General features: G+C 28.9%; 14 protein-coding genes. 1 reads left to right on the top strand and 13 read right to left on the bottom strand.

The window, feature by feature from the left end; translation table 11 throughout:
* Positions 1 to 218 precede the first annotated feature (218 nt).
* Together D2A34_RS23015 and D2A34_RS23010 are read right to left on the bottom strand one after the other, a co-directional pair.
* The gene (locus tag D2A34_RS23015) at positions 219 to 4,451 is read right to left on the bottom strand and encodes a DUF445 family protein (protein WP_119368032.1); all 4,233 of its coding nucleotides are present in this window, start codon (positions 4,449 to 4,451) and stop codon (positions 219 to 221) included.
* Positions 4,452 to 4,966: 515 nt separating this feature from the next.
* Positions 4,967 to 7,048 (bottom strand): YcdB/YcdC domain-containing protein, encoded by a 2,082-nt coding sequence (locus D2A34_RS23010; RefSeq protein ID WP_119368031.1) that lies wholly within the window; start codon positions 7,046 to 7,048, stop codon positions 4,967 to 4,969.
* Between the two features lie 466 nt (positions 7,049 to 7,514).
* Between D2A34_RS23010 and D2A34_RS23005 the strand changes: the two genes are divergently transcribed.
* Positions 7,515 to 8,336: a glycosyltransferase gene (locus D2A34_RS23005; RefSeq protein WP_119368030.1), complete on the top strand. Its 822-nt coding sequence runs from the start codon at positions 7,515 to 7,517 to the stop codon at positions 8,334 to 8,336.
* Between the two features lie 203 nt (positions 8,337 to 8,539).
* Here D2A34_RS23005 and D2A34_RS23000 read toward each other — a convergent pair whose 3' ends face one another.
* From D2A34_RS23000 to D2A34_RS22950, 11 genes are all read right to left on the bottom strand, one after another.
* Positions 8,540 to 9,409 carry a M50 family metallopeptidase gene (locus D2A34_RS23000; protein ID WP_119368029.1) on the bottom strand — a complete coding sequence of 290 codons (870 nt, stop codon included), beginning with the start codon at positions 9,407 to 9,409 and terminating at the stop codon, positions 8,540 to 8,542.
* 140 nt (positions 9,410 to 9,549) lie between these two features.
* Positions 9,550 to 10,023 (bottom strand): hypothetical protein, encoded by a 474-nt coding sequence (locus D2A34_RS22995; protein WP_119368028.1) that lies wholly within the window; start codon positions 10,021 to 10,023, stop codon positions 9,550 to 9,552.
* 200 nt (positions 10,024 to 10,223) lie between these two features.
* Complete coding sequence (gene rodA / locus D2A34_RS22990; protein ID WP_079439790.1) at positions 10,224 to 11,357, bottom strand: rod shape-determining protein RodA; 1,134 nt, start codon at positions 11,355 to 11,357, stop codon at positions 10,224 to 10,226.
* Between the two features lie 386 nt (positions 11,358 to 11,743).
* Positions 11,744 to 12,013: a cell division topological specificity factor MinE gene (minE, locus tag D2A34_RS22985; RefSeq protein WP_079439791.1), complete on the bottom strand. Its 270-nt coding sequence runs from the start codon at positions 12,011 to 12,013 to the stop codon at positions 11,744 to 11,746.
* Between the two features lie 14 nt (positions 12,014 to 12,027).
* Positions 12,028 to 12,828 (bottom strand): septum site-determining protein MinD, encoded by an 801-nt coding sequence (minD, locus tag D2A34_RS22980; RefSeq protein ID WP_079439793.1) that lies wholly within the window; start codon positions 12,826 to 12,828, stop codon positions 12,028 to 12,030.
* Positions 12,829 to 12,848: 20 nt separating this feature from the next.
* The gene (minC, locus tag D2A34_RS22975; protein ID WP_079439795.1) at positions 12,849 to 13,508 is read right to left on the bottom strand and encodes a septum site-determining protein MinC; all 660 of its coding nucleotides are present in this window, start codon (positions 13,506 to 13,508) and stop codon (positions 12,849 to 12,851) included.
* Positions 13,509 to 13,692: 184 nt separating this feature from the next.
* Positions 13,693 to 14,373, bottom strand: coding sequence for a DNA/RNA nuclease SfsA (gene sfsA / locus D2A34_RS22970; RefSeq protein WP_119368027.1), 681 nt, complete (start codon positions 14,371 to 14,373; stop codon positions 13,693 to 13,695).
* A 157-nt stretch (positions 14,374 to 14,530) separates the two neighbouring features.
* Positions 14,531 to 17,473, bottom strand: coding sequence for a penicillin-binding transpeptidase domain-containing protein (locus tag D2A34_RS22965; RefSeq protein WP_119368026.1), 2,943 nt, complete (start codon positions 17,471 to 17,473; stop codon positions 14,531 to 14,533).
* The gene (gene mreD / locus D2A34_RS22960; RefSeq protein WP_079439812.1) at positions 17,470 to 17,961 is read right to left on the bottom strand and encodes a rod shape-determining protein MreD; all 492 of its coding nucleotides are present in this window, start codon (positions 17,959 to 17,961) and stop codon (positions 17,470 to 17,472) included. Before mreD ends, D2A34_RS22965 begins: the two co-directional genes overlap by 4 nt.
* Before the next feature lie 10 nt (positions 17,962 to 17,971).
* The gene (gene mreC / locus D2A34_RS22955; protein ID WP_079439813.1) at positions 17,972 to 18,820 is read right to left on the bottom strand and encodes a rod shape-determining protein MreC; all 849 of its coding nucleotides are present in this window, start codon (positions 18,818 to 18,820) and stop codon (positions 17,972 to 17,974) included.
* A gap of 3 nt (positions 18,821 to 18,823) precedes the next feature.
* Complete coding sequence (locus D2A34_RS22950; RefSeq protein WP_079439814.1) at positions 18,824 to 19,840, bottom strand: rod shape-determining protein; 1,017 nt, start codon at positions 19,838 to 19,840, stop codon at positions 18,824 to 18,826.
* Positions 19,841 to 19,848 lie beyond the last annotated feature (8 nt).

Here is a 19,848-nt window from a genome sequence, read left to right as displayed (position 1 = left end):
TTTTATAGTTTTGTGTTTGCTATATATAGATAAAAAAGAAGTATAAACACCTTTTACTGCCATACTTCTTAATTTACTCTCCCTATTCTAACACAATTAATTGTTATTGGGAATATTCTTGTTATTATCAATAATCCCCCCCTAACACCATTGCTAAACATGAAAATACGATAATTTAAGTATCATTTTCATGTTTAGTAATTTATTATGGGTTCTTTTTATAAATCATGGAGAGTATCAAAATCTTTTTTCGAAGCTATCTTACTATATCTCCAATCTACTATCCACAAAACAAATGACAATCCGGCATTAATACCGAATATAAATCCAAACATTCCATAAATACGTAGTTTGTCAAAAAAGTCTCCTGCAAAGGAATTGAACAATATATCAATTTCTTTTGGATTAAGTAAATCAATTTGTTTATTACTAATATTCTTTAAATTTATTTCCTGTAATATCGGAACAATATAGTCACTAATTGAATTTAATCCTGTATGCATCGTTTTATTTGTTAAGTAATCTTTTGTATCTTTTGATATGAAATCAAAGTTACTGTTAATTGCATTTTCCAATACTTTTGCAATTAATTTTCTATTTCTCTCATTAAACTCTACATTTGCAAGCGTGTATTTTATAATTCTATCGATATCTTGATTTAATATATTTTCATCAGAGATTTGTTCAACTTTCAATTCTGAAAGTGTATTATCATAAAAACTTCCTAAGAATAAAGATAGATATTTTTCAGTTTCTTCACTTTTGGAAATTATATTTAATATGTTACTTACGCTTGCTTCAATTTCTGCACAAGTAATTCCTTTAAACATAACAGAATTGTATGAATCAAGTAATTTGCTTATCACTCTTTCATCTAAAAACTCTCCTATAGTTTTTGATAAAGCATCTCTATTGACATTTATATTATTATAAATGTCCTCCTTTACACTATTAACCTCATTGTAGAATTTTTTATGAACCAAATTTAAGCTGCTTAAATTACATAATTCAAGGTATTCTATAAGCGGAGCTCCCATTAATGAATCTAAGATTAAATTACTTGCATTGCAAATATACCTTTTAGAATCCATGCTTTTACTTAATTTTTCGAATATATTATCTATTAGCATTGCTACATCAATTTCTTCTGCTTTTATCTTTAAATTACTTACCTTCACAGGATAGATGCTTTCATTTAACGTTACTCTTGCTGCACTAACAACCTTCTCTGTCTCATCATTAAGCATTGCTGGCAGCTTTTTATTTAGAACAATAGCAACAGCCTTATAGGCTATATCGTCTCCACCAAAAGTTGAATAAGCTATCTTTTCAAAGAAATTAAGTTCACTTTTAATTGTTTCTTGCACATTTTCAGCAATGATATCCTGCTTATTTTGTAAATAAACTATTAGTTTCTTTGTAAGGTAAGCTGTTAGCACATGTAAATTATCGTCAATAATTCTTTTAACTTTTCCATTAAACATTGAACCAATGTCATTCTCTTCATTTAATTGGTCATGTAACGATTTTTTTATTAAGTTACTTAAATACATTTTGAAGTCATTAGAAAAATATCTATAAGCTTTCTCTTCAGTATTAAATTTTATTTTTCTAATTGAATCTTCGCAAAAAATTTCGCTTAGTGATTTCTTTATCCCTTGGGCATAACCTTCTTCATACCTCTGAATAATTAAATCAATAAAATCTATATTTCTAATATCATTGAGCTTATCTTGAAGCAGCTTATCATTTTCCTTTATAATATATTTTTTTATCTCGATAGCTGCTCCTTCTGGCACAATAGTATTAACTTTATAATTTGAAGCGAGTTTGCTTTGTGCAAGCTGTGTAAAATGAGTTATAGTATTATTAATGCTGCCAATTAACTTAGGTACCATATTCAAAATATAGTCCTTCTTAATGAAAGTATTAACTTTACTTTCCGATAATTTACTTGAAATTCTTTTAGACACTTCTGAACTATCATCACAATATTTTAGTATCTTCTCATAAATATATTTCGTTAAATCTTCCTTCTTACTTCTAACAAAATTGATTAGAATCTGATAATTATTATTTGCAACTAAAGTCATTAATGCTGATTGAGTATTATTTTTATGGGCATTAAAGCTTTTATTAATTTCTTCTCTGTTTAATAATTCTTCATCAATTAATTTAGCCATTCCCATAGCAAATTGGTTTTTATGTGCAGGTATATATCCTAAAGCGAACTTCTTAAAGAATGGTATTTTGGCTATAATTTTATTTTCTTTGTATGGATGGAATATCATCCATAGAGCTACCACATTTGTTATATACCCTATAAAAGCCATAACTGCAAGTGATAATGCACCATTAAAGAAGTCACTTGGAAACCCATATCTTCCAATAGAATTTGGAAATGCTAATTGATATATTACTCCTACTACTGTTCCAAGAACAGCTCCAAAAACAGAAAGAGGTTTAAGCTGATTTCCCATAAAATCTTGAACAATATCACAAATTTCATCTTCATCGTACTTACTCAAATTATTCTTCGCAAACTTTTTAATATTTCCATTTAACAAATTTGGAAGCTTTGAAATCAACATAGGATAGCCTTTATTAATTAAAATATCAGCTAGTTGATCTCTACTAAAATACTTATTAACTAACTCTATAACTTCATAATTTTTATATTTATCCACAGATTCGTTATAAAGACATATCGAATTATCCACAAAGAGTTCTAATATATCCCCTTTATAACTTGCTAATGCACTTGTTAAATTTACATTTTTAATATTTAAAGCTATAGTTTCTATTATGCTTTCACTATATATATCTTTATTCTTTTTAAGTAGTTTACTAGTTACTCTTCCAAATGTTTGAGAAAAACCAGAAACATTGTTGTATGTAAATAATTGAGATAGCTTTTTACTAAATAATTCATTAACTTTTGAATTTATAAATTCTGCAACTAAATTATTGAGCTTTTCTCCAAGCTTATTTCTATTTTTAATAATATTTTTATAAAGCTTTGGTTTAAAGTTACTATGAAATAATTCTACTAAATCAAAATTAACAACCTTATGTATTTTCTTTGAGAATTGGACTTTTATTATAGCTCTTAAGATATCTTTTCCATGAGATGCAAATTGCTTAGCTATAATTTCAATTATTTCTTCAGATGTTAATAAACTTTGTTTTTCCAACGATTCTACTATATCTTTAACTTTTTTATTCTTTAAGTAGTCAATAATAGAATTAGCCAATTTACCATATGAATCATCATCTACACTATTGTTAATATAACTTATAATTTTATTAACAATATTATTTTTAGATGAGATATCTCCCATAAGTGCGCCTCTAACTTTTGAAACTATAAGCTTCTTAATATTTTCATCCATATTATCAATTGCTTCGTCAATAGCAGACTCGATCATTTCATCAAAAGATTCCTTATTGCTTGAAATCCATTCTGAAATGTAAGGCATAACCTTCGGAACGATTGTTTTTATGAAATGGGTAAGTGACTTTTCTGTTTCTTCTGGAAGCATTTCATAAATTGTAAAATCAATGCCTTTTCCAATTAAGACAATCTCATTAATAATATTTAGTATTAATTCCCTGCCTTTTGATGAATCGATGAAATCACTAACCTTATTAGATAATTTTAAAGCTATTTTATCTTGTTCATCACTAGAAATAAATTGATTAATTTCATAATCTCCAAGCAAACCTTGCAATTTAGTAAGAGTCAAATCAATATTTATTGCCGAAAAAATCTTATCTAAAAATATCTTGCACGCTTCGTCATCTGCTAATATGTCATCATTAATAATTTTTATAATGCATTCTCTAATATTATTAATTAATTTGTTTTGAACTTCCTCTGGAAAAATATCAGCTAAAGTCATATTGGAATTTTCGTTATAAAGATTAGAAATGAAATCATCTAATGAATTAGTATTATCTAGTTCATTAACCAATAAATCATAACTTGAATTTACTATTTTAGAAATTTGATTTTCGCTTAGGATGTCATTCAAATTAATATTCATCATTAAATTTTCTAACAATTCCGGCAAAACTTCATTTAAATTATTTCTTACAAATTCTTCACTCTTAAATATACTATTTGAAAAATCACCTATTTCATATAACTTTGTATTACCAAAACTCTCTTTTAAGTCTCTTTCAAAAAAAACTGCTGCGATCTGCTCAATATACGGATTTAGATTTTTATTCAAAATTTCAGCTTTTAAAGTTCCCGCATTTATTATATCTCTTTCCACTAACTCGCTGATTTCTTCTATGAATTTTTCTTTCTTCTTTTTAATTACTCCCCCTAATTTTAAAGGAGTATACTCTTTAAATAGCATATCTACAGCATACTTATTAGTAATATATCCTGCTACTCCCCCTGAAAATCCTTGAAAGATTAATAGTAAAATTGATGTCAACATGAACTACTCTCTCCTTGTTTACTCAATTATGATTTAATTTTTTTAAATATATCAAATTGATTTTTTCTTTTAATCATAATTATACTAATTTATGAATTTTATTTCCACACCTATAGTATAGCCAATCAATCATATAGAATTACATACTAACAAATTAAAGGTATTGTGAAGAACTTAAAGTGAAGCAATGAACAACCGAAATAGAATACTTGCATGAATATAGCCTTACTTTAAGCTTTCTACTAAATAAAGAAAGTGACTATATGTTTTTACGCAGCGTTCATTAGACGATTTTGCTGGCTATGATTCTTAGAATGTAAGTTGTTCCAAATGTGCTTGTTCAAAGCGTAGTCTTTGAGGCAAGCACTTTGGGCACAACTTATATTCTTAGAATCATCCAGCAAAATCTTCAAGGAACCGGAGTAAACACATATGGTCACTTTCGGTTATTTAGCAGTAAACTTAAATCAATCTCTTACTGCAGTATTTTTATATTCCAGTTATACATGATACCTTTATTTTGAGTTACTTTTTATTAGGTTATATATAATTGTGGCCGCTTGAGCGTTAGTTATATTTCGAGTTCCATTAAAGTTTCCATTATTATCTCCCCTAATTATATTAAGTCCATAGCACATTGCTGCATAACCCTTATATTGTTCTTGTACATTGTCCTTAAATGGGTTGATAAATACTTCTGGATGAGCTGCTACTTTATCATATCCGAGGAACCTCACTATATATTTTGCAGCATCTTGATTAGAAACAAATGAACTAGGAGACTTTTCCTCTTTTTTTATTATACCGCTTTGCATAAGCATATCGTAAAATTCATCATCATTCAAATTACTTACCGAAGAAGAATATAAATATTTTAGAAAATTAATTTGATTGATATTCATATCAGGATTAAATTTATCTCCTTCAAGATAATATCCATTATCCAATAGTTCTTTTACTGTTTTTTCGCACCAATGTCTACCTATATCAGAATAACTTGGTACTTTATTTTCCTTGTATACTTGTCCTGTGAAATCTAATCTTGTGCCATTTATCGGATCTATGATATAGCCTTCATTTAACCTAGTGAAATTATACACTAATCCAATTTTGTTTTTATCTATCATAGTATATTGTAATGAGAAACCTGAGATATTCTTTATCTTGTTAAAAGCTTGTTCTTTACTGATAGCTTGGCTTATATCTGGGAACGAAGCGTCATCATACCAGTTACTATCATATCCAATAATTTTTCCTTTTGTTTTATCAACTTCAACACGCAATGAATTACCTGAAAACTCTATCCCGTTTACTAGACGAACATAATTTAAAGAATAAATATTTCCATCTTGAATAACATTAATTTTTAAAATTGGATTTTCAATATCTTCATATTTTGTTTTTGCAAATTTATCTGGTGTAACTTTCTTTAAAAAGCTTTCTGCTATATTTTTCGCTTCGTCTTTAGTCATATCTTTATTACTTGAACTTTCAAGATTATATGAGTGTATTGAGATTACTTCACCGGATTTAGCATCTACCGCACCATAAGCATTATCAAGAGAAATATACCATATATATCCTTGATTAATCTCATTTTTATTTAAAGATATATCCCTTACTTTCATATCAGATGTTATTATATCAGATGTTCCTCTAAGGATACTTTCTGCTTTCTCTTTTGAAATAAGATTTGCTACATTATTAACTGCTTCTGTTTCTTCCTTAGTTAATTCTTGATTTGTTTTCATAACATTATTATCTGAAGCAGCTATCCCTGCATAATCACCTTTGCCATTTGGAAATAAACTTCCTCTTACAAGAGATATAGCCTGTCCTGTTTTTGCATCAATAGCACTATTTACATTGCTATCAATTGAATATCCAGCAAAAATCTTCATTTTCTTTTCTTTATAATCATAGTAAGAGTAGTATTTTAAATTAACTCCTAACTTTTCTAAATAAGATTTTTCAGCTGTTGCCGAATCAATTATTCCCTCTAAAGATGGATATTCAGTTCCATTAATTTCTGGATTCTCTCCATTAAAATAAGTGATTTCACCACTATATTTATTTACACCTATATTTATATTAATAAAATTAACAGGAACTTCATTCATGAACTCTTGATAAGAAAAATTATACTCTTCACCTGAAATAATATTGTTATTATTATCAACTTTTTTCATTTGGGCTGCATATTTAGGAGTTACTTTCTTCAAAAACTCTTCCGCTAAAATCTGTGCTTGGTCTTTCGTAACTTTAGCCAATCCCGAATTATTATCAATACCTGTATACTTGTTATATTCATATAAAAAACCGTCTTCTCCAACAGATGCGGCTACGTAACCATTCTTTCCTTCTTTTTCCGTCCAGTTAAGTCTCCATAATCTCATTTTACCAGTGCTTGTTTCACGTTCGCTCGAACTATGTGTAAATTCAGTATAAGTATCCGGTACTGTTACAATATTTTTTGCCGCCACTATTGCCTTTTCAAGCCCCTTACTATCTTCTTCTGCTCCAAAAGCCTGAATAGAGATATTAGATAGCATTAAACAAATTGTCAGTATTAAACTTAAGGTTCCCTGTTTTTTCATAATGCACACCTGCCTTTATATTATTCTACCTATATTTTACATCAATCACATCATAATTGTCTTGAAAAAAAATTTACTTTATTCCTCTATCCCCCTTCTAATACTAATACGATTTATATTAGGAAAACTTTGCATTAATATATATATTTTTTAAATTTATACTTAATCTAAATTATAAGCTTTTAATTTACACCTAAATGCTCGTTCATAAAAAACCTAATTAAATTAAATACCTTAAATAGCTATTTTTATTCTAAAGTTATGGGATAAGTTTCTTATTATAAAGCTTATTAACTAGTTTGAATTTATAATCCTTGTTGGGTAAATCCGCCATGAATAAAATATATAACTAAGATAAAAATATTGATATAATAATAATTTTTTAAATAAAATATCTGTTAATAATATCAACATTGCTTTATAATCTCTCACTATATATTTTTATTTAGATAAAGGAGAACTCTTTATGAAAGCATATATTACAACATTAAGCACAGATAATTACGTTACCGGAGTAATTAACCTAAAAAAAACTTTAATGGCAGTCAATAGCAAGTATCCTTTATTCGTTTACGTTGATAGATTCCTAAAAAAAGAAACATTTGATAAACTACAACAGTATAATATAGAATATATAATTCAAAAAAATAAAATAGAATTACCTAATAACATACTTGAAAGTAATACTAAAAATGGTGTATCTCACTGGACTAATACATTTATAAAATTGGATTTATTTAAACTTATAGAATTCGAAAAACTTGTTTACTTAGATTCCGATATGATGATTTTTGAAAATATAGATGAGTTATTTGACAAACCTCATATATCAGCTGTTGTCGCAGGAAAAGAATATAAGGGAAATGAGCAGTGGGAAGAATTCAATTCAGGCTTAATGGTAATAGAGCCAAAAAAAGACGCTTTAATAGGTATAGAAAAACATATTGAAAAAGTATCAAAAGAAAAAGCTTCTTTTGGTGATCAAGATATCTTAAATTCATTCTATAGTGATTGGAAGTATAAGTATAACTTACATCTTAATCCTCAATACAATATGTTTGCAATATACACGGATTATTACGTAAAAAAATTAGGTTTTAAGTTATCAAATAAAAATATTAATAATAAAAAAGGAAACCTAATCAAAGTAGTTCACTTTACTGGCAGAGATAAACCATGGATGTTATCAAAAAAAACAATATTAAGGAAATTATGCAGTTTACTTATCCATCATAGAAATACTGAATTAAAAATATACTTAAAATATTTCAGATTATATACAGATTAAAATAGTAATAAAGATATTATTTTTCCTTGAATTTTGATAAAAAATATATAGATTTCCATATAATAAAAATAGAGTTAATGGCGTTTTTATAATAACTATTAACTCTATCTTTTATAAGTAATTTATATAGTCTTTCAGTTGTTTTTAAATACTGCCTAAATTAAAATATATTGATATTTCTCAATATATAAAAAAATTAAAAGCTAAAAGTTTTTCTTCTTATCGATATTTCTTATTTTAATATATTCTTCGAGTGTTATATTTCCATAGTCCTTTAACGCTTTAATAAGTTCATCCTCGTGAATTATTCCGAGTAGTTCCATATCATCATTAAGAGCATAAAAACTATTAAATTTATTCTTATCAACTAATGTTAATACATTCACTAAACCTTTTTTATAATACACAGAAATAGATTTATTTTCTATGTAATTATGTTTTTTTAACCTTCTTACCTTCTTAATCATATCTCCCATTATTATATACATGGTTTTTTGCCCTTCGAGAATTGTGGCGTATATGATTAATAGTGATGCAAGAAACAAACTTATATTCACCTTATGTAACAACATCATTATAATAAATATTAATAATAATACTCCCGAAATGATGAAACTAAATATTCCTGTAATCTTCTTTGATTTTTTATATAAAAATTTCCTAGATAATAAAATTTCACACACCCTTGATCCATCTAAAGGATACGCTGGAAACAAATTAAATGTACCTAAGCATAAATTTATAACTATACTATCTTTTATATACTCATAACTAAAATAGTTGTAGAAAAAATTTGCAACTATAGCCATAAAAATATTGAAAAACGGTCCAGCTAAATATAAAATCAATTTTTTCTTCTCATTTAATTCATCAATATCGCTTAATTCAGCTTTAGCACCTAATATGCTAATATTTACACTGCTAAATTTGCACCCAAATTTACTTGCAACCACTATATGTGCAAATTCATGCAATATTACCCATAGGAAACTTATAGCTATATAGCTGCTGAAATCTCCAAGCCACATCAATATTGATAATTCTAAGACTAATACTATATACCATTTTTTCATTCTTAACCCCTATAATATTGCTTTATAAAAACAATTTGCAATTTACAAGTAAAAATGGAAATCAAAACAAAGATTTTCTTTAAAAGTATTTAATTTATATGTATTAACTTATAATACTTATATACAATTTAAGATTTTCACTAAGATATATCATCATTATTATTTTTCAAATACTCAACAAAATTCTGAGCTTTTATTTTCAAATTTTCTATTTTCAAATCTTCTGTAGTGAGACTTCCAACCTTTAAATCTTTTCCTTTTATATTTCCTATTTGTACTGAATTAAATGCTTCAATATATTCATTATAGTTAGAATTATGGCTCAATAATTGCTTACACTTAGTATGCATATCTCTAACTTGGTCTGATGGAACATATTTTAATCCCACAAAAAAAAATAGTAGGATTGTAGCACCTGTTAATTCTCTAGTCACTCTTTTTATAATAATATTTGAAAATGGCTCATCATTTTTTATCCTATTGCCGTATCTTGGCCCCAAATAATTATCAGCTTTTTTTCCCATAAGTTTATTATTATTTTTATCTTTTTTTCCTTTTGAAGTATTATTAATATTCTTATAATAATTTTCATAGGCTGTTCTGTAACTGCTCATAATACACTCCTTTAAATTCATTATCATTAAAGTATATTTTATGCCTAGTAAATTTATGAGAGTAAAATTGTGACAAATGGCATGATAAAAAGCATAAAAGCAGGCTTGGTATTTAACATCATACTATGAAATTCTACTTTACACTTTTCATAGTATATATTAATTCTCCAATCCTGCCTTTAATAAAAGCTGCTGATATTCTAGAAATTTATTTTTTTTCTTCTCATTCCTATGTTTATTACAAATCCAATTGAAATAACTGTTGTTAATAACGAGCTGCCGCCATAACTTATAAGTGGCAATGTTATACCTGTAATCGGAACTAAGCCTATTGTCATTCCTATATTCTGAATTATAGCAAAAAGAAAATATGAGACTATTCCGGTACATATAACTGATCCAAAAATATCTTTTGAAGTTCTTGCTATAGAGATCATCCTATATATAAGAAATCCATAAAGAACCAATAGCAATATCGCTCCTAACAATCCCCATTGTTCTGCTATTGCTGCAAAAATAAAATCTGTCTGAACTTCTGGTACATTTTGTGATGCATAACCTGTATTCCCATCAAGCATTAATGATGGTCTGCTTCCTAAAATCCCTCCTGAACCTATTCCTATTAATGATTGAGTTAAGTGATAACCTGTCTTAGCATCATCAGCAGCTGGATTTAAGAATCCTGTGAATCTTGCCTTCTGATAAGGTTCTATAAGTCCTGAGTTCCAAACTATTACTATAGCTAGAACTAAAGACATTAGTCCTCCACCGATAATTTTCATATCCAGTCCCATTGTAAAAAAGATTCCCAAGACTATAAAGAAACACACCATACTCATCCCCATATCAGGTTGGGTTACAATAAATATTACTGGCACTATCGCATAAAAGGCTAAAATAAAGAAGTTTTTCACCTCATTTATCTTTCCGTCCATCTCCTCAAGGGTTTTAGCTATCATAAATATAATTCCAAGTTTAGCAAACTCTGATGGTTGCATATTACCTATTCCCAAGTTAATCCATCCTCTGGCACCATTGACAACAATACCAATTCCAGGTACCTTAGTTAATATAAGTAGTATAACTATTCCCCAATAAAATATTGGCACATAATTATATATAATTCCATAATCCACAGCAATAAAAAAATAGAGAGCAACCATAGATATCATAAACCAAGAAAATTGTTTTTCTGCAAAAGCTAATCCATATTCCCCCTTTGTACACAGATATATATTTAATGTACCATATAAAATCAACAGAATTAAAGAAATTAATATGCCTTTATCAATTTCCTTAATTAATCTAATATCCAATTTTAACTGCCTAAACACAATACCTCACCTCCAAGTTATATATCCAAGAATTATTTAAAAGTACATTTTTATATAACTTAATTCATCTTAATTATACATTATTATTACTACATTCTCCATAACAAATACTTATAACAAATAAAACATAATAATTTTGTAATAATTTCGCAATATACTAGTATCATTATCCATCAAAATATTTCTTTTTAAATGTGTTGCAAAACATCCGAAATATAATTTACATCTTTATACTGAAATGCTCATATATTCTTTAGGTGTATCTGTGAAACACTTAAAGAAATCGCTAGCAAACAAAGAAAGAGAATACATATATGTATTCTCTTTCTTTGTTCATTACCTCACTTTAAGTTCTTCTCAATACCTTTATATTATGTAAATCTACCTTATCTTCCTCTAATGTTTTTAATAGGTATATTAGCAATAAGTGCAGACGTATTTTCTCCCTCTTCATCGCCATTCTTATTTACAGATATTTCAACGTCATCAACCTGTATATCAATATACTTGGAAATAACTTCAAGGATTTCTTCCCTTATCTTCTCAATAATTTCCGGAGCTATTTCTCCCCTATCATGAATAAGAATTAATTTCAACCTATCTTTAGCAACTTCTTTAGGTGTTGGCTTACTATTTAAACTTTTAAAAAACCCCATCTTATTATCCTCCTCTAATTGCGCTTAAATAGCTTTTTTAAGGAGCTAAAAAATCCTTGATGATCTTCTATATGTAAATTCATTAAAGGAACTTCTTCTCCTATGATTCTTCTGGCAATATTTTTAAATGCCTGTCCAGCAAAAGCCCCTTCCTCTAATACGATTGGCTCCCCTTTGTTCGTTGAAACAGTTACATTCTTATCATCTGGTACTACTCCAAGTAATTCTATTGAAAGAGTTTCAATAATATCCGATACATCAAGCATATCTCCATTTTTAGTCATTTCATAATTTAATCTATTAACAATTACTGAATGATCTTCTAACCCTTTTGCATCAAGTTTGCCAATAACTCTATCCGCGTCTCTTACCGATGTGATTTCTGGATTTACTACTATTATTGCTTTTTCTGCACCAATTACAGCATTCTCAAATCCTTGCTCAATACCAGCAGGCGAGTCTATCAGTACATAATCGAATTCTTCTTTTAATTCATTCACTATTTTTAGCATATCTTGAGCACTTATATCATCTTTGTCTTTAGTTTGCGCAGTAGGTAAAAGAAATAGATTAGAAATTCTTTTATCTTTTATAAGCCCTTGTTTTAATCTACATCTTCCTTCTATAATATCAATTATTGTATAAACTATTCTATTCTCTAATCCTAGTAATACATCTAAATTTCTTAGTCCTGTATCACCATCAATAACAACTACTTTTTTTCCTAATGATGCTAAAGCTGTTCCTATGTTAGCTGTAGTAGTTGTTTTTCCAACACCACCTTTACCTGACGTTACTACAATAGATACTCCCATTTATAAATCCCTCCGACATTCTAATATATATATTTATTTGGCAAATACGGTTCAACTATTATTAATCCATCCTTTATTTTTGCTAATTCTGGATAGCTTGGCTTTTCAATATCATCTGGAGGCATTGCTATAATATCAGCAATCCGTAACATTTCCGGCTGTAACAAAAATGCTGCTATTACAGCTTTTGCATTTCCATTAGTTCCTGCACTTACCTTGCCTTTTATACGTCCTAAAACAATTACATTTCCTGCGGCATAGACTTCTGCCCCGCTATTTATATCTCCCACAATAACTATGTTACCTTGATAGTTTATGCATTCTCCGCCTCTAACTGTTTTTCTTATAAATTTTGTTTTTCCTTCATATACTCCCAAAAATACTCTAGCCTCTTTTTCGCCTACTTGTTCAATTTCTTTTTCTAAATCTTCCAAAACAATATCTTTTAATCCTATTTTAGTTAACAATTCTTGTTTAAGAACTTCTACTTCTTTCTTGTTAATTGATTTTAAATCTATCCTTAAAATTAATGTTGTTCCTTTATAAAAATGCTTTCCTTTGGAAAGCTTTTTGATTAACACTAACATCATATCTTCAAAGCAAGCAAATTTATTCATGTTAATGGTTGTATTTATTCCATCTTTATTTCCTTTTATTAAAATACCATCATTATTATACATTGATTACCTCCAATGAATTTTGCAGGTTAAAATAGTTAATTCTTTTGAAAATGGCAACCTCTTTAAAATTATATCATTATACTGACTATTTTTGTATATATCTTTCAATAATTTTTGATTAAATTTTACAAAAGAAGATAAATAACTAACAATATGATAACCATGTATACCATTCCTGGGACAACTATATAATAACTTCAACATAATCTCTTATATTAATGCTATCTTCTTCTACATCGCAATCAACAGCGATTATATTAACACCATATCCCTTTGCATATTTTAGCACTTCTGCAAATTCTTTATGAGTATCATCATTAGGTTCAAAATGCAAAACATCCTTCATTTGTATTACAAATATGACATAAGCTTCATATCCTTCGGTCATGCACTCACAAAGTTCTTTAATATGTTTAACACCTCTTTCTGTAGGTGCATCTGGAAATTTAACAATCCCCCGATTTTCTAACGTCACTCCTTTTACCTCAATAAAAGCTTTTTGGGTTTCCGTTTCAACATAAAAATCAAACCTTGAGTTACCATACTTAGCTTCTGGTTTTATTAAAGTAACCTCTGAAAATAAATTGCCTTTTAATATCCACTCATGAACAACCTTATTTGTTACCTGAGAATCCATATTAATTATTCTGTTCTCTTTTATTACTCCTATAAGAGAAAACTTAGTTTTCCTCTTAACACTGTTATGTTCCTGTACAAAAACTGTTGCATTAGGAGTTAGTAGTTCTTTGCACCTGCCCGTATTTTTAACATGACAAACTTCAACTATCCCATTAACTTCTACGTTAGCAATGAATCTATTGGGCCTTGATATAAATTTTCCTTTTAGAATGTTATTGTATTTCATTACTTCCCTCCCACTAAACTAATTTTATTCATAAAAATATCTCTATCAGGCTTAATTTGTACAACATTTACTCGTTGTATGCCTAATAGAGATATCTATTTAATTATTTATTAACCTTTTACTAATTAACATAAACCATATTTTTATTATTTCATTTCTAGTTTGTTTTAATCCCAGTATTGGCACTTGTATTTACATCTTTTTCAGTTTGAGTATTTCCTTGAGAACCAGTTGTATTTTTATTATATGGATTATCTACAACATACTTTTTAAATGATTCTGATGCTGATGTATAATTAGGATACTCTTTTAATAACTTATCCTTAAAATAAGCATCGTAAACAGCTTTTACCGCAGAAGCAATACCACTTCCATGTCCTCCATCAAATACTACAGCAACCACAGCTATTTCTGGATTATCAGCGGGAGCATAACTCACATATGTTGCATACGGTGATCGCCCTTTTTCTCTTTGATCTGTAGAAAAGTCAGCTGTACCAGTCTTACCTGCTGTCTTAATTGGAAATCCTGCAAAAGCAGTACTAGCCGTACCACCTTCTTCATTATTAACAGCTGTCATACCTTGCTTAACTGCCTCTTGAGCTGCATTTGAAATTGATACAGAATTTAATACTTCTGGTTTAAATTCTTGTATTACTTTTCCATCATTATCTGTAATTTTATCAACTAAATGAAGTTTGTATCTTGTTCCTCCATTAGCAAGTGTTGAAATATATGATACTAACTGTAATGGTGTAAAGTTATTCATACCTTGCCCTATTGATGCATAAACAAGTTGAGCAGGTGACTTTATTTCTCCTGGTTGGTCATTAATTGTAAATTGAGCTATAACTTCTGCTACCATAGATATCTGATTTTCTATATTAAAATTACGCCCTGAATCTGCAACATTCTTTTTGTATTTTTCAGAATGCTCCATTATATTTTTTACATCTGCCTTAATTTCCTTGGCAAATGCGTCATGACCAGTTAACTTTTCTTCAGTACCAACCTTATTCAGATTTTCAATAACCTTATCTTTAATTGCTTGTTTCGATTTTTTTACTTCTTCATTATCATCATCTGAAGTTCTTATATCAAATGGTATAAAAGTTGCACCATTATAATTCCCTTTTTCTAAAAAATCTACTAAATTGAATTTAGAAAATGCTATCGATTTATCTTTCCATGACTTAAAATTATAAGTCTGCCCAAAATTTTCTCCAGTTTCTATACCCGTTGAAGCCTTTTCTTTACTATTAGGATCAACGCCAAGACCAAACTGCCAGGCATACTTTGCAATAGAATCTAATGCTCCGATACTACCTAATCCGCCATTTTGCATATACATCCTATACGCAGTTTCATAAAAATAATAGTTAATTGATTCCGCTATGGCTCTTGTTAAAGTTGTTGGCCCAGTGGCAGCTTCTATCCCTCCTGGTGCGAAACTCTTACCAAAAACCTCTGGATGTTCAGTAAACTTACCTCTATCCACAATGACTGTGCCACCATCTATTGCACCTGATTCTATTCCTGCAACTGCAGTAAGTGGTTTAAATGTAGAACCTGGTGGAATTAGTGACATAGTTGCATAATTATAAAACTGACTTGGATATAAATCATATTGGTCTGTTCTAGAACCATTTTTAGTTAGAGGAAATAAATCATCAACAGTCTTATTTAATCCCATCCTTTGTATAAATTCTTTTCCAAATGAATCTAGGTCAGGATTAAAATATTGCCTATTTTCTTCTGGCGTTAATTGACCCGGAACAGTAAATAAATTTGGATTAAAATTTGGATAACTTACTAAAGATAATATTCTTCCCGTCTTAACTTCAACGGCAACTAAAGCTCCTCTTGTTGCATTTAAAAACCTATTTCCATTCTCATCTATCACATTATTTTTTATATTTGTAATTCCATCAACTAAAGCTTGTTCTGCTGCATATTGGACATCCCTATCTATTGTAAGATGAACATCATTTCCTGGGTAAGATTCAAGTTTAAACAATTCCTGAGTTACTCTTCCTTGAGAGTTAACTTTAACAGTTGTTCCACCTTTAACTCCCTTTAACTGCTCTTCAAATGCTGATTCTATACCAGTCGCCCCTATTAGATCTGATGAAATATCATATCCTTTAAGTTCATATTTTTCTTTTTGAGTATCATTAATTGAAGTTACATACCCTAAAACAGAAGATGCTAAATTATTATATGGATAATATCTTATTGGTGATAAACTAACATCTATTCCTGGAAAATCACTAAGCTTTTGCCTTACAACCAGTGATGTATCTCTCTTAATATTTCCTGCAATTGTAGCAGTCCTAAAACCTTTAAAACTTTGCATTTTTATGGAATCTTTTATTACCATAAATTCTCTAATATCATTTAAAGAATATCCACCTTTTATAATCAGATCAGTTAATTCTTTACCAGACATATTCAAATAGATCTTCTTTTTATCCTTCCCATTATAATCTGGGTCAACAAGCCCAATTAAATTATAGGTTTTAACTAGCTCATAAAATGCTTCTTCTGGTGTAATTTTTAAAAGCGCCTCATCTAACTTTGTACTTTGAGTATCAGATAGCTCTTCAACATCCTTAAACATTTTATTCTTTAGCGTATCATTTAATCCTCTATCTTTTTTGAACCTTAACTCCTCTGCATTTTGGGAATCTTTATCGTTAGTTTTATACTCAATATATACATTATTATTGCTATCAATTTTTAATGGTAATGTATCTTGAATCTTTTCTCCATTCTCATCTAATATTTTAAAGAGTTCTTTCATTGTTGTATAAAATTGTTTTTCTGCATCATCTGTCTTTGTATATGTAAGAGTATAGGTTTGAATATTGGTCGCCAATATATTACCTTTGTCATCATATATTTTTCCACGTGGAGCTTTATCTGCTGCAAATCTTGTTGATGTTACGTTAGCCTTTTCCTTATATTCTTCATAATTAAACACTTGGATATATACTAACCGTAAAGTGATAGCTCCAAATATAATACCCATAATAATACATAAAACAGTATATCTAGAGATTTTCTTTTTCTTTTTATTTGTTGGTTTATTTACTATCATTTAAACCTCCACCTTTGTTTTGAATATTCATCATCATAAATATTCATTACTAACTTGTAAACAAAAAACATTACTACTGAATTATATATACCCATAGCTATAGATCTGCTGAATTCTATATTAATTCTTAATATATAAAATATTGTGAGTATACCCATATATTTGATTATTGTAATAAAAAAAATAGAAACAACAGGTATCAATCTCTTATTCTTTATTATTCCCGCTCCAATAAGACTCGCTAATAAACATAAAAATAAATTTAGCAAAGAGTTAACCCCAAATCCATTGAAAAAGAAAATATCTTGAAGCACTCCACTTATAACCCCTATAAAAACTGCCTTTTCTTTACCATTTATTAATGAAAAAGCGATAGCAAATGTAAATAGTAGGCTTGGATATGCGCCCTTAATTGAAAAAAAGGGAACTAAAGAATTATCTAATATAACTAACCCAATAGAAACTAAAATAATAATTAATTTTTCCATTTATAAACCTCTAATTATACTTAATTTCTCTCGTATCTTTCGGAGAGACAATAAATAATTCTTCTAATTTATTAAAATCAACATATGGCTTTACAACTGCACTCTTCATTACTTTTACCTTATCTTCTTCAACCGAAATTACTTCTCCAATTCTAATTTCTTTTGGATAAAGCATACCTACTCCAGAAGTCATTATCACGTCGCCTTCTTTAACTTCTGAATCCATTGGTAAATCATATACTTTGGCTAAGTTTCTATTTTTACTGTCTTTAAAGCCCTTTAAATAACCAGTTGCATCTCTAGTACTTTCAACCATAACACTTACTGCTATATTCTCGTTAACCAAAGATTGAACTATACTCCAATTTTCTCCTACACTGGTTACTTGTCCCACCAGACCTTGTGCCGCTATAACAATCATACCTTTTTGTATATTAGCATTTTTACCCTTATTAACTATATACCCATCCAAAAAGTTTCCGCCACTGTATCCTATAATGTCACATGGTATATAATTATAATTGTTTCTTTCTTCTGTAAAATTTAGTATTCCTCTTAGCCTATCATTTTCTTCTTTTAAATCTGAATAAGTACTTAACTTACTTTCAAGCTCTTGATTTTTTTCAATTAATTCTTTATTTTGAGCTTTCACTTCTGAAAAGTTTAAGAAAAAATCCAAGGTTTCTTTTATTCTATTTGTTCCACTATATAGTAGACTTTGTACAGGGTTTAAAGTACTACCGGCACCACTTTCAATAATACTTCTATTTTCTTTCTTTACAGTATAAACTATTAATCCCAAAAAGCTAACTGACAGTACTATAATAGTTACTGCCAGTTTATTTCTAAGAAGCTTCATATACTAACCTCTTTGATCTCTGCTAATTTTATCAAAATCTTCTAGTGCCTTCCCTGCTCCAAGTACTACGCAATCAAGAGGTGCCTCCGCAATATGTACAGGCATGTTTGTTTCTTTGTTTATTAATACGTCTAATCCTCTAAGATAAGCTCCACCGCCCGCAAGCATAATTCCTTTTTCCATTATATCTGCCGCAAGTTCTGGTGGTGTTTTTTCCAATGTAGTCTTAATTGATTCTATAATAGCATACACAGGCTCTTTTAACGCTTCTCTAACTTGAGTTTCTGATATTTCAACGATTTTTGGAAGCCCTGTTATCATATCTCTTCCTTTTATCTCCATAACCATTTCCTCTTCTGACGTTCTATAAGCTGATCCAATCTCCATTTTAACTTGCTCAGCGGTTCTTTCTCCAACCATTAAGTTAAATTCCTTCTTAATATAAGATATTATAGATTGATCTAATTCATCGCCAGCTATTCTAAGTGATTTACTAGTTACTATACCGCCTAAAGAAATAATAGCCACTTCAGTAGTACCACCACCAATATCAACTATCATACTTCCTGTTGGTTCACTTACTGGGAGTCCAGCTCCAATAGCTGCTGCCATTGGTTCTTCCATTAAAATAACATCTCTAGCTCCTGAAAGTTTTGTAGCTTCTTCAATAGCTCTTTTCTCAACTTCTGTAACTCCTGATGGATAACAAACTATTATTCTCGGATTTTTAAATGCATTTTTAGTTGATACTTTTTCTATTAGACTCTTCATCATTGTTTGAGCTGTATCAAAATCTGCAATTACTCCATCTTTTAACGGCCTTATAGCTACTATATTTCCAGGAGTTCTACCTATCATAAGTTTAGCTTCTGATCCAACTGCTAGTGTCTTTTTAGTCATAGTGTTCATTGCAACAACAGATGGTTCTCTTAAAACTATTCCTTTACCTTTTACAAACACTAAAGTATTTGCTGTTCCTAAATCTATCCCCATATCTTTTCCTGATCCAAAAAATCCCATTTATTTTT

This window comes from Clostridium chromiireducens, from assembly GCF_003575225.1.
Lineage (GTDB): Bacteria > Bacillota > Clostridia > Clostridiales > Clostridiaceae > Clostridium > Clostridium chromiireducens.
Note: the sequence above shows the minus strand (reverse complement) of the source record. Positions and strands in the feature narration are given on the sequence as shown.

Coding starts and splice junctions, on each gene's coding strand:
- D2A34_RS23015 (WP_119368032.1), bottom strand. CDS start 4,451: ATGTTGACATCAATTTTACTATTAATCTTTCAAGGATTTTCAGGGGGA.
- D2A34_RS23005 (WP_119368030.1), top strand. CDS start 7,515: ATGAAAGCATATATTACAACATTAAGCACAGATAATTACGTTACCGGA.
- D2A34_RS23010 (WP_119368031.1), bottom strand. CDS start 7,048: ATGAAAAAACAGGGAACCTTAAGTTTAATACTGACAATTTGTTTAATG.
- minC (WP_079439795.1), bottom strand. CDS start 13,508: ATGTATAATAATGATGGTATTTTAATAAAAGGAAATAAAGATGGAATA.
- mreC (WP_079439813.1), bottom strand. CDS start 18,820: ATGAAGCTTCTTAGAAATAAACTGGCAGTAACTATTATAGTACTGTCA.
- minD (WP_079439793.1), bottom strand. CDS start 12,828: ATGGGAGTATCTATTGTAGTAACGTCAGGTAAAGGTGGTGTTGGAAAA.
- D2A34_RS23000 (WP_119368029.1), bottom strand. CDS start 9,409: ATGAAAAAATGGTATATAGTATTAGTCTTAGAATTATCAATATTGATG.
- minE (WP_079439791.1), bottom strand. CDS start 12,013: ATGGGGTTTTTTAAAAGTTTAAATAGTAAGCCAACACCTAAAGAAGTT.
- mreD (WP_079439812.1), bottom strand. CDS start 17,961: ATGGAAAAATTAATTATTATTTTAGTTTCTATTGGGTTAGTTATATTA.
- D2A34_RS22995 (WP_119368028.1), bottom strand. CDS start 10,023: ATGAGCAGTTACAGAACAGCCTATGAAAATTATTATAAGAATATTAAT.
- D2A34_RS22950 (WP_079439814.1), bottom strand. CDS start 19,840: ATGGGATTTTTTGGATCAGGAAAAGATATGGGGATAGATTTAGGAACA.
- D2A34_RS22965 (WP_119368026.1), bottom strand. CDS start 17,473: ATGATAGTAAATAAACCAACAAATAAAAAGAAAAAGAAAATCTCTAGA.
- sfsA (WP_119368027.1), bottom strand. CDS start 14,373: ATGAAATACAATAACATTCTAAAAGGAAAATTTATATCAAGGCCCAAT.